The sequence below is a fragment of the Treponema sp. R6D11 genome (assembly GCF_054786075.1).
Window position 1 is genome coordinate 1 of sequence record NZ_BDHD01000139.1, and the last position, 4,696, is coordinate 4,696.

5 protein-coding genes are annotated in these 4,696 nt (G+C 48.3%); 2 read left to right on the forward strand and 3 right to left on the reverse strand.

What is annotated here, in order from left to right:
- The coding region (locus tag ACYVTD_RS09880; RefSeq protein ID WP_461247611.1) for a sensor histidine kinase at positions 1–905 on the forward strand (905 nt) is incomplete at its 5' end.
- Positions 902–1,507 carry a response regulator gene (locus ACYVTD_RS09885; RefSeq protein WP_461247612.1) on the forward strand — a complete coding sequence of 202 codons (606 nt, stop codon included), beginning with the start codon at positions 902–904 and terminating at the stop codon, positions 1,505–1,507. The genes ACYVTD_RS09880 and ACYVTD_RS09885, both read left to right, overlap by 4 nt.
- A 66-nt stretch (positions 1,508–1,573) precedes the next feature.
- On the opposite strand, the gene ACYVTD_RS09890 is transcribed toward ACYVTD_RS09885, so the two are convergent.
- The 3 genes from ACYVTD_RS09890 to ACYVTD_RS09900 all read right to left on the reverse strand — a co-directional run.
- Positions 1,574–2,446 carry a polymerase gene (locus tag ACYVTD_RS09890; protein WP_461247613.1) on the reverse strand — a complete coding sequence of 291 codons (873 nt, stop codon included), beginning with the start codon at positions 2,444–2,446 and terminating at the stop codon, positions 1,574–1,576.
- A gap of 153 nt (positions 2,447–2,599) precedes the next feature.
- A complete protein-coding gene (locus ACYVTD_RS09895; protein WP_461247614.1) occupies positions 2,600–3,904 on the reverse strand; it encodes a lytic transglycosylase domain-containing protein in 1,305 nt (434 codons plus the stop codon).
- A gap of 5 nt (positions 3,905–3,909) precedes the next feature.
- The coding region (locus ACYVTD_RS09900; protein ID WP_461247615.1) for a tetratricopeptide repeat protein at positions 3,910–4,696 on the reverse strand (787 nt) is incomplete at its 5' end.

The window sequence follows — 4,696 nt, forward strand, 5'->3', positions numbered from 1 at the left end:
TAAAAACCGCCGTAAAAAACAACGACGATCAGGCGATCTATCTTGCCGCGGTTGAAATAGACGCGAGCCTAGACCGCCTGCAGCGCATTGACAATAATTTATCCGACACAAGCCAGCGGGATTATTTTTTCCTTTTCTTTTTCTTTTCCCTGCTGGTCATAACCGTTATTCTCGCTTTAATTGTGCAGGACGCGAGGGCCGGTAAGGCGGAAAAAAGGGAACAGCAAAGCCTTGCCTTTTCGCGGGAAACCATAATAACGCAGGAGCGGGAACGCTTGCGTATAGCGCGCGAGTTGCATGATACGGTCGCGCAAGATTTATGGAGGCTTTCGTTTCAGACGGAAAGCATAGGCAAGGCCGATGAAAACGCGCAGAGGGACAAGCTTTGCGCGGAAGTCGTAAAGGGGCAGAAGGAAGTCATGCAGAGGGTAAGAAACATTTGCGACAACCTTGTCCCGCCCGATTTTCAACGGCGGCGTTTTGATGACGCGCTGGGGAACCTTTGTTATAATTTTGAACAACGGACGGGCGTTAGTTGCCAGCTTGTTATTCAGGAAAACATCCTGCCCGGGAACTTGGACGACGATACCCAGCTTCAAAGTTTCCGCGTCGTGCAGGAATGTTTAACAAATATCGAGAAACACGCCGAAGCTTCCGAAACGTCGGTGATAGTCCGAAGCGTCAAAGAAGGCGAACTTGTAATTTGCGTATCCGATAACGGCAAGGGCTTTTCGCCGCCCGACAAGGACAGTCTGCGGACGTTGCGCTCCGACGTCGGCCACTACGGATTATGGAACATTTATGAACGCGCCGCATCGATTCGGGCGGAGGTAACCATAGACAGCGAAAAAGGCGAAGGAACCGTGGTAACATTAAAAATACCGTTTAATTCGAGGTTAAAATGACAAACATCGCTCTTATTGACGACCACCCTCTTGCAACTAACGGAATAGGCGCGTGGCTTAGCGGAACGGGCAGATTCACGATTTGCGGCACGGCGAAAAACCTTGCCGAAGCGTCGGCGCTTATGAAGCAGTCGGAAAATTTGCCTGACATCATCATTCTTGACATTTCTCTTGGAACGGAGGACGGTCTTGATTTTATCCCCATGTTAAAAGAAATTTGCGAGAAGCGAAATGTACTTATGCCGAAGATTCTTGTCTGCTCAATGTACGAAGACACTTTTTTGATTCAACGCGCCATAGACTCGGGCGCGGAGGCTTATGTCTCAAAATCCTCTGAATCGGGGGAACTTATTACCGCCATAGACGTACTTTTAAAAGGCGGCAGTTATATTAATCCCCGATACCGCATTAAAAAATCTAAACAGTCATCGTCTTTACTTTCCCCCAGAGAGAATGAAGTGGTAGCCTGCATTAAACAAAACATGAACAACAAACAAATAGCCAAACGGTTGAATATCACCGTTCGCACGGTAGAAAATCATGTTTCGCATATATATTTCAAAACCGGCGCTACCTCTAGGGAAGAATTGTTGGAGCTTTAGTTCGCGAAGAATTTCACACAAAGAGCACAAAGGTACAAAGATCACAAAGGGGGAATTATTCAGTAATTAAAAACTCTTCTTCAACACCGATTCGTCTAAAACAAACACTACCCTGCCCTCGGACAAAAGCCTGCGGTTGTCGCTGGAAGAAATAATCAGCATGGCGTCGATATTATCGATGATAAGGTCGGTGGGGTTTATTCCGTAAAGGCCTACGGCAAAAATACGAAGCGGCCTGTCGCCGACCACGTCGACTACTTCCTGCGAAAGGCCGGACGGGTTATCCTGAAAGATGCTCTTTAATGGCGCGTAACGTACCATCGTTTTTTCGCGCGATTCAAGCATATTGCGTTCGTAAATAAGGTTCATGTTACTGTCCCAGATTTTCGGGAACAGGCACGGAACCGCAAGGGCGCCGCTTTTCATTCCGTATAACGGCAGGCTGTCGGATGCGATAATAATAATGCCCGTGTATTGGGCGGTAGTCGCTGGAAGCAACGTCCGCATCACGGGAGAAGGCCTGTTATGGCGCAAAAGCGCGGAACTTAAATCGATAAGGTTCATCGTGTAAGAGGCGGTCATCTTTTTTAAATCGGTTGAAAGGGCGGGAGGTACTGCCCTCGCGTTAAGCGCGAGTTTTTCGGTATCCATAACGGCGAACTCGCCATTTAAGATAAGGTCCGCGACGGTAGTGGACGAATCCACCTGCAAGGCCATGATGCTCGGCTGTATCAACGTAAGGTAGCCGGAGCTTAAAAAAGCCTCGCCCTGCGTTCTTCCAGACGGCAGTTTAACGCCCGCCTTAGCCAAATCCACGGAAACCGTCGATTTTAAAAGAAGGGTGTCCCATTCAACGGCGCCAGAAATATCCGCCGGCTCATCGGCAAAAACGGCGAAAGCGGAAAAAATCAATATAAAGATGAATAACCTATTAATCAAACTTATTTCCCCCATCCAATGGCGGTTTACGACGTCTGACCACTTAAAAGTGGTCAGATGTAGAGGCGGCGAAGCCCGCCTCGTAAACCGCTTCGATAAGCGACGTTATAATGTCGCTTATCGCGATAGTATACGCCGTTTTAATGGCGTATACTATTCTATTATCGGTACTTTTAGGGTTATTCCTTCGCGTAAAATCTGATTAAGAGCCATATTATTGGCATTGGCGAGTTCCTGTGGGTCAACTCCGTACCCCCTGGCGAGCGACCAGATGGTATCCCCTTTTTTAACCACATATTGCCCGTCGTAACGGACGTTTGACGCGGGACGGGGGGGCGGGGCGATATCCTTAAAAGCCGGAATAACGACCGTTTCCCCTATTTTTAGGTAACGGCTAGAAATGCCCGGATTGTGCTGTTCAATATCATCGACTGAAGCGCCGTAGTATTTGGACATTGACCACAAAGTGTCGCCGTGGCGCACTGTATGGTAATGGTAGCGGACAAGGGCAAGGTCTTCCCTCTCCAAAACGGCTTTTATCTGCTCAAGATGGGATGCGGGTATTTTTAGGCGGTAGTTCTTGTCCGCGGGGGTAATCCCGCTTACCAGTTCGGCGTTCAAAAGACGCAGTAATTCCTTGTCCGCGCCCGATTCGGCCGCAAGAGTATCCAGCGAAACCTGCCTTTTTAGGGGGATAGCCGTCCATTCATGGGTTTTCTGCCAATTATCAATCCCAAATTTGCGCGGATTGGACAAAATATAGGCCACGGCGAGGAATTTCGGCACATAATCCACGGTTTCCTGCCTTATCTCCTTCCGTTTGCTTAATTCCCAATAATCGCGGATTTTCGTCTTTTTTATCGTCCTAGTCATCGCCCCAAGCCCGCAGTTGTAAGCGGCAAGCGCAAGCTCCCAATTTCCCAACGATTTGTAATTATCCTCAAGCTTTTGAAGCGCTCCCTTTGTAGATTTTTGAAAATCGCGCCTCTCATCGATAACATCGTTTACCTTTATGTCAAACGGGGAAATGCTGTTCAACATAAACTGCCAAAGCCCCATCGCGCCCGATTTGCTCCTCGCCGTAATAACAAAATTGGACTCGATTACCGGCAGATAAGCCAATTCCGGCGGCAAATTCCTCTTCCTCACCTCTTCTTTAATGTAAGGAAGGTACAAACTCGCCCTGTCCATAACGGCATTAAGGTAAGCGATACCGACCGTATTTGTATATTGGGCGACAAATTTAAGAAACAAAGGCTGTTCAAGCACAGAAGCCGTAAGCAGGGAAGGCGTAACCGGCCTAGAATAGGTAGAATGTCGCGGATTAGGCTCAGAAAAAGTAGAATTTTGCTGTACGGTACGCAAAGGGCGTTCATCGGTCTGCGCCCAAACCGGGCATAGCCCGATAAAAACATAAATAATAATTAAAATAAACTTAAAACGGCAGCACTCTCTCATCAATATTAAAATTTCTCCCCGTAATATATCCCCGCCCACTCCCATCTGCCGTGAATTTCCGGGTCTTGGGGAAAATTTATCTTTCTAAAGTACAGATACCATGTTTCCATATACCTCGACCAGCCCGTGGTCCTAAGATACGCCTCCGTGGCGCTGGAAGAGGCGTCAAGCGAGGAGGCGTAACGGATACGATTGTTGTGCATGAACTCGGCGACGTTGAAGTCCGCCATTCTGCCGTCGTCGGTGTCCGACTGGCCCCAAGAGCGGCCGAAAAAGTTCACCTTTGCCTGACAGCGTTTAAGCGCCCACGAGTTGCCCGTGTCCAAGGCGGTTTCTATGGCGTTCCTTAGCGCCGGAAGGCTTTCAAAAGTCCAGTCTTTTTGGGATTTGCTGAAATCGACCTGATGTTTGGCGTACTGGTCGGCGTTTGGAAAACCGTAAATTAAAGTGCCGGTATAGGGCAGATAGTTGGTATACGCCTGAATCGCGCCGTTCCAGTCCCCGATATACTCGCAAGCCTGCCCAAGCATAAAATAGGCGGTTCCAAGATCAACCTGGTCGGGAAAACGGGAAATTATCTCGTGATAATACCAGACCTGGCGTTCGGGGTTGCTGTTCAGTTCGATTAACTGCCTTAGGCAGATAAGGTGGATAGACTCGTCGTTTATTGAAAGATCGGGATAATTTTTAACGATTAAATCGAAGTACATCGCCGCTATAGGCAGGGAATCAAGCTGGATATAGGCGTAGGCGACCATCATATAATAATAGGCGTTATAGGGATCGGCGGGG

Bases quoted from the DNA above. Each gene is read 5' to 3' on its own strand.
- ACYVTD_RS09885 (WP_461247612.1), top strand. From the start codon at position 902: ATGACAAACATCGCTCTTATTGACGACCACCCTCTTGCAACTAACGGA.
- ACYVTD_RS09895 (WP_461247614.1), bottom strand. From the start codon at position 3,904: ATGAGAGAGTGCTGCCGTTTTAAGTTTATTTTAATTATTATTTATGTT.